The sequence below is a fragment of the Pseudomonas sp. W17 genome, assembly GCF_040268305.1.
In the GTDB taxonomy this organism is placed as follows: Bacteria; Pseudomonadota; Gammaproteobacteria; order Pseudomonadales; family Pseudomonadaceae; genus Aquipseudomonas; species Aquipseudomonas protegens.
In genome coordinates this window covers 2,507,457-2,524,346 of record NZ_CP158490.1, presented here as the reverse complement: position 1 = coordinate 2,524,346, position 16,890 = coordinate 2,507,457, and the positions used below count along the sequence as shown (strand labels likewise).

The window sequence follows — 16,890 nt, the reverse complement described above, 5'->3', positions numbered from 1 at the left end:
GAATGCCATAGTGAACACTATCCCTACCCATACCATCATTCAGCTGATTCGCTACGGAATTATTGGCGTAACCAGCAATGCCTTGGCTTACGCTGGTTACTTACTGATCGTGTATGCCGGTTGTGGAGAAAAATTATCTATGACGCTTATGTATTTGGCAGGAGCCACCTACAGCTATTCTGTCAACTACCGTTGGACTTTCAAAAAAAGCGGGCGAGCTGGCGCACCATTTCGCTACATACAAATGCATGTATCAGGCTATGTAATAAACCTGATATTACTGTATGTATTTTTCGACCAACTCCACTATCCACATGAAATAGTCCAAGCATCGGCCATAATATTATTAGCGGCGTACAGTTTTCTCGCATGCAAGTACTACGTGTTCAGGGAAAACCCTGACACCCCCTTGAACTCTTAATACTTATCTCTTTGTAAAACAGCAATCAACTTAAACATCGAGAGAGCAATGGATATAGAAAAGCTTGAGTGGGACACCGATTTTTTTCAGACCCCAGTCTATCGAATCAGCAACCCCACACTTTCGAAGGCACATCTGCAAGAGCAGTTAAGTAAGGCGCTAAAACTAGGTGCCAGCTTAGTTTACTGGCAATCAGAAAAAGAGCTGAGTGAGCTGGACTCACTCCCCATGAAAGGCAGCCTAGTAGATCTTAAGGCTACGTTCATCACCAACCTCGCCACCACCAAGGGCAAGAGATATTCGTCACTGGTGGAAACCTACCATCCATCAATGAAAGTTGAAGAGTTGATCGACCTCGCTGTTCAAAGCGGCGAGTACTCAAGGTTTTCAGTTGACCCTAATATCGACCTGGAAAAATTCCATGAGCTCTACAGCATCTGGGCCAGAAGGTCAGCAGTCAAGGAAATCGCTCTCGAGGTATTTGTGATACGCAGTAACACTAAAATAGTGGCGATGTTGACCGCTGGCACAAAGAACGGCATTGCAGACATAGGGCTACTCGCCGTTGATTCATCAGTTCGCGGACAAGGACATGGTCAAACGCTGGTCAGACACGCTCAACAATGGTTCCAGGACCGAGGTTTCAAGCAATGTCAGGTTGTTACCCAAAAGAACAACCTGTCCGCATGTGGGCTTTACCAGAAATGCGAATTTCAGATTCAGAAGATCGAACCTTTTTATCACTTCTGGAAAAAACCCAGTACTGGCGCCTGAGAATGTGATGAGCAGAACACTATCAGCCTCATTGGCCCAGCTAGGACCAGAGGAATGAGGCCATCGATGTATTGTGGTCCAGACCGATTTCAAGCTGCTCCCCCTCTACAGCGATTGATGGTGCGATCCTTCTTTAACCAGCCCCTCAAAAAAGCAAAGTCGATGCTTGAAAAATCGACTATTTGACCATTTTCACCAAACGACCAACAAAACCTTGTACTAGGATACGAGGCGACCCTTTGTCGCCCAGAGCAAACAGGAGGTAAATCAACCCTGACCCAAACTCGTTGCTATAAGGCAGCCCCCCTCCACACCTTCACATTCATGGATGAAATGATGAACTCACAAATACTGTTTCCACACATTGGTAAGGTCATCGCCAGCACCGGCAGCCGCAACTTTCCGCGCATGCTGCACGACCTGATACTCACCCAGCTGGCTGTGGACGCCACCCATATCACCCAACTGCGGGCCGACCCGGAACAGGCCGTCGGCAGAACCGGCAACACCCTGATGCAGACCCGCCACCCGCTGTACAGCGATGCCCATGCCAGCAATGACCCGCTGCTGCTCACCGGCTTTCCCGAACAACCCGGCGAACCGGCCCCGGGCCCGTCGCTGCAACGCCAGCGCGGCCACGCGGACCCGGCACAACTGCACCTGACCGGGCGCAAGGACTCCTACCACTACGTGCTCTCGGTGTACCGCAGCAGCCAGGACCAGAGCTTTTCCCCCCAGGAACGCCTGCTGCTGGAGGACATCTCGCCGTTGCTGCTGCCCATGGTGGAAAAACACATCAGCGCCCTGCAGCCCCGGGGCGATGCCGCCGAGCAGGACAGTGCCGCCATCGAGGGCCTGGCAAGCCTGCGCCTGCGCTTTGCCGCGCGCCTGGAACAGTCCGGGCTGCGCCTGTCCAACCGCGAGCTGGAGGTCTGTGTCGGGCTGCTGGCCGGGCGCACCGCACCGCAGTTGGCCGAGCAGCTCAAGCTCAAGGTCAATACCGTCGAAAGCTACTTGAAGCGCGCCGCCATCAAGCTCGGCATCAGTGGCCGGCACTCGCTGCTGCGCTGGATGTACTCGCCCGAGGAACAAGCGCCGCACGGCAGCGAAACCCCGACGGCCTGATCCAGCCTTGGCCCTGTAACCCCCGCCGGCCCCAGCGCCGGCGGTTCGGTCTACGGCCTGTCAATCCCGGGCCAGGGCTTCGATGGGATCCAGGCGCGCGGCGTTGCGCGCCGGAACGAAGCCGAAGACGATGCCGATCAGGGTCGAACACGCGAACGCGGTAATGATCGATCCCATGGAAAACACCATCTCCCACTCCTTGATGAACAGGGTGAACAGGTAGCCGATGGCGAACGACAGGCTGATGCCGATGGCCCCGCCGATCAGGCAGACCATCACCGCCTCCACCAGGAACTGCTGGCGGATATCCGACTGCCGGGCCCCCACCGCCATGCGGATGCCGATCTCCCGGGTCCGCTCGGTGACCGACACCAGCATGATGTTCATCACCCCGATTCCCCCCACCACCAGGGAAATCACCGCGATCAGCGACAGCAGCAGGGCCAGGGAGCGGCTGGTGCGCTGCACCGTCTGCATGATGCTGTCGAGGTTGTTGGTGAAGAAATCCTTGGTGCCGTGGCGCTGCTCCATCAGTTTCTTCACATGCTCCTCCACCACTTTGCTCGGCTGGCCGTCCTTGATCCGCACGCTGATGCTGTCCAGGTGGCGCTGGCCGAGCACCCGCCCGGCGGCGGTCTCGTAGGGCAGCCAGACGTTCAGCAGGTTGCTGGCGGCGAACATGTTCTTGTTCTCCCGGGTCACGCCGATCACCGTGCACGGCAGGTTGCCCACCAGGATCACCTGCCCCAGCGGGTCGACATCCGGGCCGAACAGGCGGTTGCGGGTGTTGTGGTCGATCACCACCACCTGGGCCTGGCGCCGCGCGTCGTTCTCGCTGAAGGAAATGCCGCTGGCCAGCTTGATGTCGCGAACCTGGAAATACAGGTGGCTGACGCCGTTGACCGTGGCGTTGAGGTCGATGTTGCCGTAGCGCAGCAACAGGCTGCGGCCGACCATGGGCGTGGCACTGTCGACGTAGTACAGCTGGTTCAGGGCCGTCACGTCGGCGGGCATCAGGGTCTGGATCGCCGCCGCCCGGCTGTCGCCGAAACTGGCCCCGGGGAAGATGTCGATGGTGTTGCTGCCAATGGCCTGGATGTCCTTGAGCACGTAGCGCTTGGCGCCCTCGCCGATGGCCACGATGGACACCACCGAGGTGATGCCGATGACGATCCCGAGCATGGTCAGCAGGGTGCGCATGCGGTGCGAGACCAGCGCCACCCAGGCCATCACGAAGGCCTCCTTGAACAGCCCCAGGCTGGCCACCAGGCGCCGCGCACCGGCGGGCCGCACGCTGACCGGTGGCTCGCTCGGCGCCTCGTCCGCCGGGCGCGGGTTGGCCCGGTCGCTGACGATCTCGCCGTCGCGCACTTCGATGATGCGCTGGGCGTTGGCCGCCACCTTGGGGTCGTGGGTGACGATGATCACCGTGTGCCCCAGGCCGTGCAGTTCCTGGAGGATGTTCATCACCTCCTTGCCGCTGGCGGTGTCCAGGGCACCGGTGGGTTCGTCGGCGAGTATCACTTCGCCGCCGTTCATCAGCGCCCGGGCGATGCTCACTCGCTGCTGCTGGCCGCCGGAGAGCTGGTTGGGCCGGTGGCCCAGGTGCCCGGACAAACCCAGGCGCGCCAGCAGTTCCCGGGCCCGGCCATGGCGCCTGACTTGCGGGGTACCGGCGTAGATTGCCGGCATCTCGACGTTGTGCATGGCGCTCAGGTGCGGCAGCAAGTGGTAGCGCTGGAAGATGAAGCCGAAGTAGTCGCGGCGCAGTTCCGCCAGGGCCTGGTCGTCGAGGTCGCGGGTTTCCCGGCCGTTGACCTTGTAGCTGCCGGCGGTGGCGTAGTCCAGGCAGCCGAGGATGTTCATCAGGGTCGACTTGCCCGACCCCGAGGCCCCGGTGATCGCCACCATTTCCCCGGCCTGGATGCTCAGGTCGATGTGCTTGAGGGCCAGGAACTCCCGATCCCCGGCGGTGAAGCTGCGGCTGATGCCGGTGAGGTGCAGCAGGGGCTCGCTCATGCTCAGGCCCCTGCCGTGCCGGGCAGCGGATCACCGATCACCACCCGGTCACCCTCCGCCAGGCCGTCCTTGATCTGCACCTTGACGTTGTTGTTGATCCCAGTGCTGACGTTGCGCGCCTGGGCATGGCCCTTGGCGTCCAGCACCCGCACCGCGAAGCTGCCGTCGGCATTGCGCGGGCCCAGGGCCGCCACCGGTACCATCAGCACGTCCTTGGCGGTATCCAGCACGATGCGCACCTGGGCAGTCATGGAAATGCGCAGCCGGTGGTCCGGGTTGGGCACGTCGAACAGCGCGTTGTAGAACACCGCGGTGTTCTGCTTGGGGGTGCCGGCGGTCTGGGTTTCGAGGAAGTTCTGCGGCGCCGGCTCAGTGCCCCGCAGTTTGGCGTAGTAGCGTTTTTCCGCCTCGCCGAGGATGGTGAAGTACACCTGTTGGCCGGGGGCGATATGGATCACATCGGCCTCCGAGACCTGGGCCTTGACGGTCATGGTGTCCAGGTCCGCCAGTTTGAGCAGCACCGGCGCCAGCTGGTTGGCGATCACCGTCTGGCCTTCCTGGGTCACCACCCCCACCACATCGCCATCGATCGGCGCGACGATGCGGGTGTAGGCCAGGTTGACCTTGGCGGTGTCGATCTGGATGTGCGCGCTCTTGATCTGCGCGTCCAGGGACAGCAGGTTGGCCCGCTGCACCTCGTAGTTGGATTCGGCGGTCTCGTAATCCTGCTGGGAAATCGAGGCGTCGGACTGCAAGTCACGGTAGCGCTCGTAGATGGCCTTGGTTTCCTTGAGCTGGGCCGCGGTGGCGCGGCGCTGGGCCTGCAGGTTCTCCTCGTCCACCTGGGCCTGGCGCAGGGTGTTCTGCAGCACCAGCGGGTCGATTTCCGCCAGCCACTGGCCCTTTTTCACCTTGTCCCCGACCTTGACCTTGAGCGACTTCAACTGCCCGGAGACCTGGGCCCCGACATCCACCTGCTTGATGCCTTCGAGCAGGCCCGAGGCCAGGACCGCGTTCTCGATATCCCCCCGTTCGACCTTGGCGGTCAGGTACTGCGGCGGCTCCGCCGGCGCCTGCACCGTATAGAAAATCAACCCGGCCACAACCACCAGCAACAGCCCCATACCGATTTTGCGAAACTTCGACTTTTCCATAGATGACCACAAGTCCGTTGAGGGCGGGCTGCACCGGCCAGCGGCGAGCCCCCTTACAGAACACCGTGCTGCCGTAGTGAGCGGTGTTCCAGATGAATGAAACCGGGTGTCCAGGCGCCGGCAGGGCCAGCGCCTGTGTTGCCCCGCGCCCTATGACATGAGCTCCCCCTGAGGCAGCGCCAGGCCGTCATGCCACCAGGCCGCCAGGTGGTAGACGTTGGGCGCCTTGAGCAAGCTGAAGTGGTTGCCCGGGCCGTACCACACCTGCAGGTGCGCAGCCTGCCGGCGCCAGCCCTGGACCATCCCCTGCTGCTCCCGGCGGTTGCCGGCGGCGTCCAGGCTCGGGTCATCCGCCAGCACCAGGCGTACCTTGCCCTGGTACGGGCGCCGAGGCTGGTAGCGGGTGCGCAGGGCGCTGGCGAAGGTTCGCGCCGGGCCGTGCATGGCCCGCGGGTCGGCGCGCGGGGACAACAGCCCGACCCGTACCATGCCGGCATGCAGCAGGTGCATCTGCATGCCGTCGTCCTCGGTGGCGAAGCGCTCGGGGTCGATACCCATGTCCTGGCCTGCAGCCAGTTGCATGGATTCGATCAAGCGCCACAGCGCCGCGGTGGTGGTATAGGGCCGCCCTAGCGCGCCATTGCCTCCGGGGGCCTCACTGTCGATCAGGGTCAGCGACAACACTTCGCGACCGGCGGCCTGCAGGGCCCCGGCCATCTCGAATGCCACCCAGCCGCCGAAGGAATGGCCGATCAGGTGCAGCGGCTCGTCGGGGTACTCGGCGGTGATGGCCTCCAGGTAATGCCGGGCCGCCACTTCGACCTGGCCATGGGGCACCCCGCAGCCGTCCAGGCCCCGGGCCTGCAGGCCGAGGATCGGCCATTCGGCCCCCAGGGCCTCGCTCAGGCCGATAAAGCCGGTGATGCTGTCACCGGCCCCGGGCACGCAGAAGATCGGCGTGTGCCCGGGGCGCCCGCTCTGGATCCGCAGCAAGGGCTGGTGCGGCGCAGCGCTCACCGCGCCCTTGGCCCTGGCCGCCGCCAGGGCCTGGCCCAGGGCGTGCCCCAGGGCCTGGATATGCGGCGCCTTCATCATGCTCAGGTGGTCCCCGGGTACGCTGATGCAGTGCAGTTCGCCCGCCGGCAGGATCTCGCCCCAGCCCAGGGTCGGGCTGCGCCGGGACAGCTCGGTGGGCCGTTCGGCGGCGCAGAACAGATGCACCGGCATGCCCAGGGGATGGACCCGGTAATGGGCCAGGGCATGGCCGTGGGCGACCTCGCGGTCCAGGTAATGGCCGAGCGCTTGCGGCGGCGCCGTGGCCAGTTGCTCGAACAGCAGCCCCTGGTCGCGGCAGCGTTGCAGCAGGTCGGCAAAGTCCAGTGGCTCCAGCAGCGCCTCCAGTTGTTCCAGGTGCGCCAGGGGCTGCACCCCGGCCGCGCCCTGGGCGCTCCAGTAGGCGCGGCACTGCAACAGCAGGTGGCGCTTGTGTGCGTGCTCGCCAGACCAGCGAGCCTTGCCCTGGTCGGTCAGGCGCGGCACGTAGCTGTCGATCAGGCCGAGGAACTCCACCTCCTGGTCCAGGCCCAGCAACTGCTGGGCGATCTCATAGGCCAGGACCCCACCGAAGGACCAGCCGGCCAGGCGATATGGCCCCTGCGGCTGGGCCTTGCGCATCACGTCAAGCAAGCGTGTGGCCAGGCATTCCAGGGTGCGCAACTGCGGCTCGCCGACCGCCACGCCGGGAAGGCCGTAGATCGGGAAATCGCCTTCCAGGTGCTGGCCCAGGGCCGGGAAATACACGTCCAGCCCGGTGAACTCATGGACCAGGAACAGCGCCGGGCCACTGCCGCCGGTGCGCACCGGGATCAGCTCGGTGGAGCGCGGCGCGGCCGTGCGCTCGCTCAACAGGCGCGCCATGGCCGCCACCGTAGCGTGCTGGAACAGCTCCGCCAGGGTCACATCGAACGCCGCCTGTTGCAGGCGGTTGAGCAACTGGATGGCCGAGAGCGAATGCCCGCCCTGTTCGAAGAAGTGGTCGTGGCGCCCTACTTGCTCGAGCTTCAGCACCGCCGCCCAATGCCCGGCCAGGGCCTGCTCCAGCGCGCCCTGGGGCGCGGCATAGGCCTTGGCGAGCTGGGCCGCGCTGCCGGGCGCCGGCAGCGCACGGCGGTCCAGCTTGCCGTTGCGGGTCAGGGGCAAGGCCTGCATGTGCACATAGGCCAGGGGCACCATGTAGTCCGGCAACTGCTGTTGCAGGTGGCTGCGCAGTTGCTCGGCGTCCGGCGCCGGGGTGTGCTCGTGCAGGGTGTAGTAGGCCACCAGGCGCTTGTCCCCGGGGCTGTCTTCACGCACCACGACCACGCCATCCCGCAGGCCGGGGAAGCGGGCCAACTGCGCCTGGATTTCCCCGGGTTCGATGCGCAGGCCGCGGATCTTCACCTGCTCGTCATTGCGCCCGATGCATTCCAGAAGACCATTTTCCAGCCAGCGGCCCAGGTCGCCGGTGCGGTACATCAGGGCCGGCGCGGCGGTGCCGTGGGTTTGCTGGTGAAACGGGTCGATGAGGAACTTCTGCGCCGACAGGTCCGGACGGTTGAGGTAGCCCAGGGCCACGCCATCACCCCCGATGTACAGCTCCCCCACCACCCCCACCGGCAGCGGCTGGCCCAGGGCATCGAGCACGTACACCCGGGTGTTGGACAGCGGCCGGCCAATGGGCACGCTGTCGGCATCCGCCGCCAGCTCACCGGGCTCATGGGTCACGGCAAAGGTGGTGGTCTCGGTGGGCCCGTAGCCGTTGACCAGGCGCAACTGCGGCAGCTCGGCCTGGATCCGCCGGAAGGCCGTGGCATCCGCCCGTTCGCCGCCACAGAGCAGCATGCGCAGCCCCTTGAAGGCCTGGGGAATCAGTTGCACGTACTGGTTGAACAGGCTGGTGGTGAGGAACAGCAGGCTGACCCCGGTGCGTTCCAGCAGCGAGCCAAAGGCGTGCGGGTCCAGCAATGTCGCGTGGTCCACCACCACGACCCGACCACCGTTGAGCAGCGGCCCCCAGACCTCCAGGGTGCTGGCGTCGAAGGCCGGGTTGGAGGCGAAGGCCACCCGGTCCTCGGGGTTGAAATCGGCATAGCCGTTGTTGATCACCAGCCGGGTGATGGCCCGGTGCGGCACCCGCACGCCCTTGGGCGCTCCAGTGGAACCGGAGGTGTACATGACGTAGGCCACCGCCTCGGACGACAGCGCCAGGTTCGGGTTGTGCCCGGCCAGCCGGTCGAAGCGCAGACGGTCCAGGTCGACCCGTTGCACCGCGGCGTCCAGCACTCGCTCGCTGTGGCTGAGCAGCACCGGCGCCCCGCTGTCGGCCAGCATGAACCCCAGGCGCTCGGCCGGGGCATTGACGTCCAGCGGTACATAGGCGGCGCCGCACTTGCTCACCGCCAGTTGGCTCACCAGCAGGTCCAGGGAGCGCGGCAGCAGCAGCGCCACGTGATCCCCGGGCTGCACCCCCAGTTGCAGCAGATGCTGGGCCAGCTGGTTGGCCCGGGTGTTGAGCTGGATATAGCTGAGCTGTTCGGCGCCCTGCACCGCCGCCACCTGCTGCGGCCGGGCCAGCACCTGCTCCTCGAAACACTGGTGCAGGGCCTGCTCGCGCGGGTAGTCGCGCACCGTGGCGTTGAAGCCCTCCAGTACCTGTCGGCGCTCGGCCTGCGGCAGCACCGGCACCTGGCCGATGGCCTGTTCCGGTTGCTGCTCCAGGGCCAGCAGCAGCTGTTCCAGGGTGCCGTGCAGGTAGTCGCAGATGCGCCGGGCGTCGATCCCGGCGGCCACGGCGGTGAGCATGAAGCCGTCCCCCAGGTCGTCGATGCTCAGGGTCAGCGGGTAGTTGCTGCGCTCCTGGGCATTGAGCAACTGCATGCCCTCCCAGGCACTGCCGGCCTGCCCCGCCTGGTTTGCCGCCGGGGCACTGTGGCGGTAGTTGAGCAGGCTGCTGAACAACGGTGTACCCGGCTCCACCCCACTGCAACGCTGGACCAGGGCCAGCGGCGCCTGTTCGTGGCCAAGCAGCTGCGCCAGCCGCTCATGGGTGGCCAACAGGGCCTCGCGCACCGGCAACTCGCCCAGATCGACCCGCAGCGGCAAGGTGTTGATAAACACTCCCAGGGCCCGTTCGGCGCCCTCGCCGCCCTGCATCCGCCCCAGCAGCACGGTGCCGAACACCACCTGCTGCTGCCCCGCCAGGCTGCCCAGCACCCGGCCCCAGGCCAGGTGCATCAGGCTTGCGGCACTGACCCCCAGTTGCCGCGCCTGCAAGCGCAGGCGCCGGCTCAGCAGGCGGTCCAGGGGCTGGCGCGCTTCGCTGAGTTCGGCGCTGCCTCCCGGTACCTCCTGCAGGCCCAGCGGCAGGGTCGGCTGGTCGATATCGCCGAGCATCTGGCAAAAGAACGCCTCATGCTCGGCCTCGCCGATGCCCAGGCGTGCCTGGGCCACGTAGTTGCGGTACGGCACCGCTTCCCCCAGGCGCTGCTGGCCCAGGAGGAAGGCTTGCAGTTCGTGCTGCAGCACCTCCAGGGCCACGTGGTCCATCACCAGGTGATGGAACAGCAGCAGGGCCACCACTCGCTGGTTCACCGGGTCGGCGGCATGCACCAGGCGCAGCAGCGGCGCCTGGGCGATGTCCAGGCGGTAGCGACGACTGTCGAAGCGCGCCTGCAACTGGCCCAGCACCTCGCCGTCGCCAGGCTCCAGGGCGATCTCTTCGCAGCACAGCGGCGCCTGGCGCCAGACCACTTGCAGCGGCTGCTCCAGGCCTTCCCAGAGCACCGCGCTGCGCAGGATGTCATTGCGTTCGATCACCCCCTGCAAGGCCTGGGCGAAGGCCTGCAAGCGCTCGGTGCTGGCAAAGGCGAACTGCGCCTGCAACACGTAGGGGTCACCCGCTCCAGCCGCCAGATGGTGGAACAGGATGCCGGCCTGCAACGGCGCCAGCGGGTAAATGTCCTGCACATTGGCGGTACCGCCGGGCACCGTGGCCACCACCCGGTCGATGGCGGCCTGATCCAGGGCCAGCAGCGGCAGCAGGTCCGGGGTGATGCGCGGGCAGTCGCGGTAGATCAGGTTGGCCGGTACCTGCACCTCGCGACCGCGGCCCACGGCAGCGGCCAGGGCCGCCAGGGTCGGCTGGCCGAACAGCACCCGCACATCCGCCGAGAGCCCGGCCCGACGCATGCGGCCGATCAGGCTCACCGCCAGCAGCGAATGGCCGCCCAGTTCGAAGAAGTGGTCGTGGCGCCCCACCCGCTCGACCTTGAGCAGTTCGGCCCAGAGTTGCGCCAGGAGGATCTCGGTGTCGCCCACCGGGGCCTCGTATTCGCGCACCTGGGCCGCCTCCAGCCCCGGGGCCGGCAGGGCCTTGCGTTCCAGCTTGCCATTGGGGCTCAGGGGCAGCGCCGCCAGGTGCACGAACAGCGCCGGCACCATGAACTCCGGCAGGTGTTCCAGCAGCGCCCGGCGCAGTTGCTCCACCGCCAGGGCCGGCTGCCCGGCAACGGTGGTGTAGTAGGCCACCAGGCGCTGGTCGCCCGGCACATCTTCCCGGGCCAGCACCACCGCTTCCTTGACCCCTTCGAGCTGGGTCAGGCGCGCCTGGATTTCCCCCAGCTCGATGCGCAGGCCACGGATCTTCACCTGGTCGTCGTTGCGCCCCAGGTACTCGATAGTGCCGTCGGCCAGGTAGCGGGCCAGGTCGCCGGTGCGGTACAGGCGCGCCCCCGGTTCCTGGCTGAACGGGTCCTTGAGGAAGCGTTCGGCGCTCAGTTGTTCGCGGTTCAGGTAACCCCGGGCCACCTGCACCCCACCGATGTACAGCTCGCCCACCACGCCCCGGGGCACCGGCTGCATCTGCCCGTCCAGCAGGTAGATGCGGGTATTGGCGATGGGCTTGCCGATGGGGGTGTTGTCCGGGGTCTGTGCCAGTGGGCCGGCGCAATCCCAGGCGGTGACATCCACCGCCGCTTCCGTGGGGCCGTAGAGGTTGTGCAGCGCCACCTGCGGCAACTGCTGCTTGAAGCGCCGCACCAGGCTGCCCGGCAGCGCCTCGCCGCTGCACATCACCTGGCGCAGGCCGGCGCATTCGCGGGTGTCGCCATAGGCCAGGAATACATCGAGCATCGAGGGCACGAAGTGCAAGGTGCTGATGCGTTCATCACGGATCACCTGGCGCAGGTAGGCCGGGTCCTTGTGCCCATCGGGGCGCGCCATCACCAGCCGTGCGCCGGTGAACAGCGGCCAGAAAAACTCCCAGACCGAGACGTCGAAACTGAACGGGGTCTTCTGCAATACCGCGTCCTCGGCCGTGAGACGGTACTGCTCCTGCATCCACAGCAGGCGGTTGACCACGGCCCGGTGCTCGTTCATCGCGCCCTTGGGCCGGCCGGTGGAACCGGAGGTATAGATCACATAGGCCAGGTGGCTCGGGGTCAGGCCGTTGAGCCGCGGGTTGACCCGGGGCTGGCGGTGCCATTGCGGCTGGTCGAGATCCACCAGGGGCAGCGCCAGGTTGCCCAGCAGCGGCCGGGTCGCGCTATCGGCCAGCACCGCCAGGGGCGCGCTGTCGTCGAGCATGTAGGCGATGCGTTCGGCGGGGTACGCCGGGTCGATGGGCACGTAGGCGCCGCCGGCCTTGAGGATGCCCAGCAGGCCCACCACCATGGGCAACCCGCGCTCGACGCAGATCGCCACCCGGCTGTAGGGGCCGACGCCCAGGTGCAGCAGGTGCCCGGCCAGCTGGTTGGCCTGCTGGTTGAGCTCGCGGTAGCTCAACTGCTGCTCGCCGGCCTGCACGGCGATGGCCTCGGGGCTGCGCAGCACCTGGGTCTCGAACAGCCCGTGCAGGGTCTGTTCCAGGGGGTAGTCGCGGGCGGTGGCATTGAAGCCGTGCAGCAGCTGTTCGCGCTCGGCGGCATCCAGCAACGGCACCTGTGCCAGCAGCATCTGTTCATCGGCCACCATGGCCTGCAGCACCCGCTGCAGGTAGCCTGCATACCGCAGCATGGTGGTTTCATCGAACAGCGCCGTGGCGTATTCCAGGCTGCCTTCGATGCGGTCCTGCACCTCCCCCAGGCTCAGGGACAGGTCGAACTTGGCGAAGTGGCTGGCCTCGTGGATGCCCTCCAGTTGCAGGTCCCCCAGCTCCAGCTGCGGGCCGTCGCCGTTCTGCCAGGTGAACAGGGTCTGGAACAGCGGGCTGTGGGACAGGCTGCGCAACGGCCGCAGGATCTCCACCACCTGCTCGAACGGCAGGTGCTGGTGAGCCTGGGCCTCCAGGGTGCGGGCGCGGACCTGGGCCAGCAGCGCCTGGACCCGGGGCGCCGCCTCCAGGTCCAGGCGCAGGGCCAGGGTGTTGACGAACAGCCCGATCAACCCTTCCACCTCGGCGCGCATGCGGTTGGCCACCGGGGTGCCGATCACCACCTCGGACTGCCCCGAGAGCCGCCCCAGCAGCAGCGCCCAGGCGCCCATCAGGGTCATGTACAAGGTGGTGCCGTGGCGCTGGCTCAGGGCCCGCAGGCCGGCGGTCAATTGCGCATCCAGGCGCACCTCGACGCTGCTGCCGGCGTAGTCCTGCTGGGCCGGCCTTGGCCGGTCGGTGGGCAGCATGAGCAACGGCGGCGCCCCCTCCAGGGCCTGGCGCCAGTACTGCGCCTGCTGCTCCAGCACCGCGCCACTGAGCCAGTGCCGCTGCCAGTGGGCAAAGTCGCTGTACTGCACCGCCAGGGGCGCCAGGGGGTCGGGCAGGCCACGGCTGAAGGCCTGGTACAGCGCCACCAGTTCCCGGGTCAGCACGCCCATGGACCAGCCGTCGCTGACGATATGGTGCAGGGTCAGCAACAGCACATGGTGGTCGTCCGCCAGGCTGACCAGGCGCCCGCGGATCAGCGGCCCGCGTTGCAGGTCGAACGGCGCCGAGGCCTCGCCCTGCACCAGGGCCTGCAAGGCGTCGCTGGCCTGGGGGTGGCCCCGCAGGTTTTCCAGCAGCAGCTCCAGCCCGGATTCGGCCGGGGCGATCAGCACCTGGGCTTCGTCACCGTACTGGGCAAAGCGGCTGCGCAAGGTTTCATGGCGCGCGACGATGCGCTCCAGGGCCTGCTGCAGGGCCGCGCCGTCCAGTGGCCCGCGCAGGCGCAGGCCGATGGGAATGTTGTAGGCGGTGTTGGCCCCTTCCATCTGCGCCAGGAACCACAGGCGCTGCTGGGCGAAGGACAGCGCCAGCGGCTGGTTGCGCGGCGCCGGCAGCAGGTCCGGCAGGCTGCTGCGCTCGGCCCGGGCCAGGGCCGCAGCCACGGCGCACAGTTCGGCATTGGCGAACAGCTCGCCCAGGGCCAGCTCCACCCCCAGGCGCTGCCGCACCTGGGACAGCATGCGCATGGCCAGCAGCGAATGGCCGCCCAGTTCGAAGAAGTGATCGTGGCGCCCTACCCGCTCGACCTGCAGCAGCTCGCTCCAGATCTGCGCCAGGGCGATCTCGCTGTCGCCCTCGGGGGCCACATAGTCCCGGCCCAGCAGCGCCTCCAGCGGCGGTTGCGGCAACGCCCGGCGGTCGAGCTTGCCGTTGGCGGTCAGGGGCAAGGCAGCGAGGTGCACATAGGCCGCCGGCACCATGTACTCCGGCAGTTGCTCCAGCAGGCGCCTGCGCAGCTCGGCCGGGCTCGGCTCGGCGCCGGGGGTTGCACTGAAATAGGCCACCAGCCGGGTCTGCCCCGGCTGGTCTTCGCGGGCCAGCAGCACCGCCTCGCGGATGCCCGGAAGGCGGTTGAGGCAGGTCTCGATCTCCCCCAGCTCGATGCGCACGCCACGCACCTTCACCTGGTCGTCGTTGCGCCCCAGGTAGTCGATGCGCCCGTCCGCCCGCCAGCGCGCCAGGTCGCCGCTGCGGTACATGCGTGCGCCCGGCACGGTGCTGAAGGGGTCTTCAAGAAAGCGTTCGGCCGTCAGCTCCGGGCGGTTGAGGTAACCCCGGGCCACCCCGGCGCCGCCCACATACAGCTCACCGGCGACGCCGATGGGCACCGGCCGCTGCTGCGGGTCCAGCAGGTAGATCCGTGCATTGGCGATGGGCCGGCCGATGTCCAGGGGCCCGCCGGCCAGCAGCCGCCCGGAGCTGGCCACCACCGTGGTTTCGGTGGGGCCGTAGTTGTTGACCACGGCAAAGCTCGGCTCCTGGCTGAACTGGCGCAGGCGGTCGCCGCCGATCAGCAGGGTGCGCAAGGTCGGGTGGCCCAGGCCCTGGCTGAAGGCGTATTCGGCCACCGGGGTCGGCAAAAAGCTCAGGTCCAGGGGCTGGGCCTGCCACCAGTGCAGCAGTTGGTCGAGGTCCTGGTGGCCGATACCGGCCGGCGGCAGGTGCAGGGTGGCGCCGCCGCAGAGCGTCGGCCAGAGCTCCCAGGCCATGGCGTCGAAGCCGAAACCGGCGACGCTGGAGGCATGTCGCCCCGGCCCCAGGTCGAAGGCCTGGCAATGCCAGTCCAGCAGGTTTTCCAGGCTGGCATGCTCCACCATCACGCCCTTGGGCAGGCCGGTGGAACCGGAGGTGTAGATCACATAGGCCAGGTGCGCGCAGCTCATGCCCGGTACCTGCAGGTTGCTCTCGGGCCGGGCCTGCCACTCGGGCTGGTCGAGGTCCACTCGGGCCATGGCCGGTTGGCCCACCAGGGCCCGGGTGCTGCCCTGCACCAGCAGCGCCAGCGGTGCGCTGTCCTGCAGCAGGTAGGCGATGCGTTCCGCGGGGTGCCCCGGGTCGATGGGCACATAGGCGCCACCGGCCTTGAGAATCCCCAGCAGGCCGATCACCATCCCCGGCCCGCGCTCGACGCAGATCGCCACCCGCTGATCCGGGCCCACCCCCAGCGCCCGCAAGTGCCAGGCCAGTTGGTTGGCCCGGGCATTCAACTGGCCATAGCTCAGGCGCTGCGCGCCCACCTGCAGGGCCGTGGCCTCGGGCTGCCGAGCGGCAAAGGCCTCGAAGCGCTGGGCCAGGGTCCGGCCCCGTGGGTAGTCCACGGCGCTGGCGTTGAAATCCTCCAGCAGTTGCCGGCGCTCGGTCTCATCCAGCCACTGCACCTGGGCCAGGCATTGCTGATCGTCGGCCACCATGGCCCGCAGCACCTGCACCAGGTAGGCGGCATAGCGCTGCACCGTGGCCTCATCGAACAGCGCGGTGGCGTAGTCCAGGGTTCCGCGGATCTGCCCCTGGCTTTCTCCCAGGCTCAGGGTCAGGTCGAACTTGGCCACCGCGCTGGCCCCGGCCACACCTTCGAGCTTCAGGTCCCCCAGTTGCAGGTCCTGGGCGAAGTTGTCGACCCAGGTCAGCACCACCTGGAACAGCGGGCTGTGGGACAGGCTGCGCTGGGGCCGGACGATTTCCACCACCTGCTCGAACGGCAGGTCCTGGTGCGCCTGGGCCTCCAGGCTGCGGGCGCGGACCTGGGCCAGCAACCCGCTCACGCTCTGCCCCGGGTCCAGGTCCAGGCGCAGGGCCAGGGTGTTGACGAAGAGCCCGATCAGCCCTTCCACCTCGGCGCGCATGCGGTTGGCCACCGGGCTGCCGATCAGCAGATCGTCCTGCCCCGAAAGGCGGCTCAGCAGCAGCCCCCAGCCGGCCAGCAGGGTCATGTAGAGGGTACAGCCATGGCGCTGGCTCAGGGCCTTGAGCTGGTCGCTCAGGGCCCGGTCCAGCAGCAGCTCGATGCTGCCACCGCTGAAATCCTGCTGCTGCGGCCGCGGCCGGTCGGTGGGCAGCATCAGCAGGCTGGGCGCGCCGGCCAGGGCCTGGCGCCAGTAGTCGCTCTGCTGCTGCAGCACCTCGCCGCTGAGCCAGCGCCGTTGCCACAGGGCAAAGTCGCTGTACTGCACCGCCAGCGGCGCCAAGGGATCGGGCCGGCCCTGGCTGAAGGCCTCGTACAGGGCCACCAGCTCGCGGGTCAGCACGCCCATGGACCAACCATCGGCAACGATGTGGTGCAGGGTCAGGAGCAGCACATGGTGATCGTCCGCCAGGGCCAGCAGGCGCGCGCGGATCACCGGCCCCTGCTCCAGGTCGAAGGCCTGGGCGGCTTCGGCACGCACCCGCCCGGCCAGGGTCAGCGGCGCCTGGCGCAGGTCTTCCTCGTGCAGTTCCAGAGCGCTGTCCAGGGGCCCGATCAGCACCTGGGGCTGGTCTTCGACGCGCACGAAACGGCTGCGCAAGGTGGCGTGGCGGCTGACGATGGCCTGCAGCGCCTGGCGCAGCGCCGAGCGATCGAGCTGCCCGCGCAGGCCCAGGCCGATGGGAATGTTGTAGGCGCTGGCGGCACCGTCCATCTGCGCCAGAAACCACAGGCGCTGCTGGGCGAAGGACAGCGG

At 67.0% G+C, this 16,890-nt stretch carries 6 protein-coding genes (1 of these 6 cut by a window edge); 3 read left to right on the top strand and 3 right to left on the bottom strand.

Annotated features, from left to right (window positions below):
• Nucleotides 1-10: 10 nt before the first annotated feature.
• The 3 genes from ABCR88_RS11730 (at nucleotide 11) to ABCR88_RS11720 (ending at nucleotide 2,320) form a co-directional block, all read left to right on the top strand.
• A complete protein-coding gene (locus tag ABCR88_RS11730) occupies nucleotides 11-421 on the top strand; it encodes a GtrA family protein (RefSeq protein WP_185057764.1) in 411 nt (136 codons plus the stop codon).
• A gap of 48 nt (nucleotides 422-469) precedes the next feature.
• A complete protein-coding gene (locus ABCR88_RS11725; RefSeq protein ID WP_350404582.1) occupies nucleotides 470-1,195 on the top strand; it encodes a GNAT family N-acetyltransferase in 726 nt (241 codons plus the stop codon).
• Between the two features lie 336 nt (nucleotides 1,196-1,531).
• Entirely contained in the window at nucleotides 1,532-2,320 is a 789-nt protein-coding gene (locus ABCR88_RS11720; protein WP_350023860.1) for a LuxR C-terminal-related transcriptional regulator, read from the top strand.
• A gap of 60 nt (nucleotides 2,321-2,380) precedes the next feature.
• On the opposite strand, the gene ABCR88_RS11715 is transcribed toward ABCR88_RS11720, so the two are convergent.
• From ABCR88_RS11715 to ofaC, 3 genes are all read right to left on the bottom strand, one after another.
• Nucleotides 2,381-4,339, bottom strand: a complete 1,959-nt coding sequence (locus ABCR88_RS11715; RefSeq protein ID WP_041117091.1) for a MacB family efflux pump subunit — start codon at nucleotides 4,337-4,339, stop codon at nucleotides 2,381-2,383.
• 2 nt (nucleotides 4,340-4,341) lie between these two features.
• Nucleotides 4,342-5,493 carry a macrolide transporter subunit MacA gene (gene macA, locus ABCR88_RS11710; protein ID WP_041117090.1) on the bottom strand — a complete coding sequence of 384 codons (1,152 nt, stop codon included), beginning with the start codon at nucleotides 5,491-5,493 and terminating at the stop codon, nucleotides 4,342-4,344.
• A gap of 150 nt (nucleotides 5,494-5,643) precedes the next feature.
• A protein-coding gene (gene ofaC, locus ABCR88_RS11705) for an orfamide A non-ribosomal peptide synthetase OfaC (protein WP_350404581.1) crosses the window boundary here: on the bottom strand, nucleotides 5,644-16,890 show its 3' portion. 3,456 nt of this gene lie beyond the right edge of the window; the window shows 11,247 of its 14,703 coding nt (coding positions 3,457-14,703); its start codon lies beyond the right edge, outside the window; it ends in the stop codon at nucleotides 5,644-5,646.

Bases quoted from the DNA above. Each gene is read 5' to 3' on its own strand.
- ABCR88_RS11720 (WP_350023860.1), top strand. From the start codon at position 1,532: ATGAACTCACAAATACTGTTTCCACACATTGGTAAGGTCATCGCCAGC.
- macA (WP_041117090.1), bottom strand. From the start codon at position 5,493: ATGGAAAAGTCGAAGTTTCGCAAAATCGGTATGGGGCTGTTGCTGGTG.
- ABCR88_RS11725 (WP_350404582.1), top strand. From the start codon at position 470: ATGGATATAGAAAAGCTTGAGTGGGACACCGATTTTTTTCAGACCCCA.
- ABCR88_RS11715 (WP_041117091.1), bottom strand. From the start codon at position 4,339: ATGAGCGAGCCCCTGCTGCACCTCACCGGCATCAGCCGCAGCTTCACC.